This is a genomic window from Candidatus Halobonum tyrrellensis G22 (genome assembly GCF_000495475.1).
Lineage (GTDB): Archaea > Halobacteriota > Halobacteria > Halobacteriales > Haloferacaceae > Halobonum > Halobonum tyrrellense.
On sequence record NZ_ASGZ01000047.1, the window covers coordinates 1 to 1,346 of the forward strand.

Genomic DNA, 1,346 nt, shown 5'->3' on the forward strand with positions numbered 1-1,346 from the left:
TGCGTCCGCCGCGGCGGCGACGAGCGCGACCGACCGGTCGAGCGCGGGGAACCACGCGGTCCACGCGTCGGCGAACGCGCCCAGCCCCGACCGGGGCGTCCCTCGCGCGGCGGCCACCCGGTCGCCGAGCGAGTCGGCCAGCGGGCCGTCGCCGACGCGGGCGGCGAAGCGGGCCGCGCGCTCGGGCGTCGGGTCGAGTCGCATCCGGAGCACGACCGACCCCACGAGACCGGTCGCCGCCCCGAGCGCGCGAGTCCGTCGGAGCGCCGCGAGCGCGGGCGGACCGCGGCGGACCGCGAGCGCTGTCGCCGACCCGGCGGCGACGCCCGCCATCGGGGCGAGCGCCGACCGGCCGACGACGACCGCACAGCCCGCCGCGAGCAGTCCGACCAGTCCCGCGGCGACGTAGCCCGCCCGGAGGAGCGTCGCCGAGTCGGGCGACCAGCCGAGGAACCGGACCGCGCGGACGAACTCCTCGTCGGGGTCGACCGTCGCCGGGTACCGCGCCGCGAGCGCCGCCACCGCCGCGGTCAACACTCCCGGTCCCCCCGGGCGGTCGGGTGGGCGTCGGCCGCGGACGCCGACGTGACGCCAGCCGCGTCGACGCCGACGCGGCCGTCGGCCGCCAGGTCGCGGAACCGCTCGGCGCGCGTTTCGAGCGCCGTCCGAACGTCCGCGTACGACTCGCTGGGGCGAGCCAAGCCGGCGACGAGCGCGCTCTCGCCGCGGTCGACCCGGCCCGTCGGCGTCGCCGCGCCCGCGTCGTCGCCCCGCCCCGACGCGTCGCCGCGGTCGAACAGCGGCGCGAACCGGGTGTCGTCGCCCGTCGTGTCGGAGCCACCCCCGGCGGTCACCACCTCCTCGAACCCGTCGAGCCGCCGGTCGGGTCCGAGCGTGAGCACGAAGTCCGTCGCCGCGAACGAGGATTCGGAGACGCCCAGGTCCGAGACCACCCGCTCGCGGACCGACGCGGCGTCGGTGCCGTGGATGGTGCCGAGCACCGCGTCGGCGGCGGCGCCCACCCGCATCGCCTCGTAGAGCGCGCGCGCCTCCTCACCGCGGACCTCGCCGACGACGAGGCTCCCCTCGCCCAGCCTGAGCGCGGCGCGGACCGCTTCTGTGGGGGAGAGCGCGTCGTCGTCGTCGGTGCCGACGCGGAGCGGCTGGACGTCCCGCCCCGCGTCGCCGAGCGCGTCGGTCGGGAGTTCGGGCGTCTCCTCGACGACGACCGCGCGGGTCGCCGCCGGGAGCTCCCACAGCAGCGCGCCCAGCGCCGTGGTCTTGCCCGCGCCGCGCGGACCCGCGACCAGCCCCGCCGCGCCGCGTTCGACCGCGAGCGAGCAGAG

Annotated in this window: 1 protein-coding gene and 1 pseudogene; both read right to left on the reverse strand. The window is 79.2% G+C overall.

Translation table 11 applies throughout. The features are described 5' to 3' along the window. A pseudogene (locus tag K933_RS12345) lies at positions 1 to 537 on the reverse strand (type II secretion system protein); the annotation flags it as partial. Then, positions 531 to 1,346: ATPase, T2SS/T4P/T4SS family (locus tag K933_RS12350; protein ID WP_023395070.1), on the reverse strand; the 816-nt coding region annotated here is incomplete at its 5' end. The pseudogene K933_RS12345 and the gene K933_RS12350, both read right to left, overlap by 7 nt.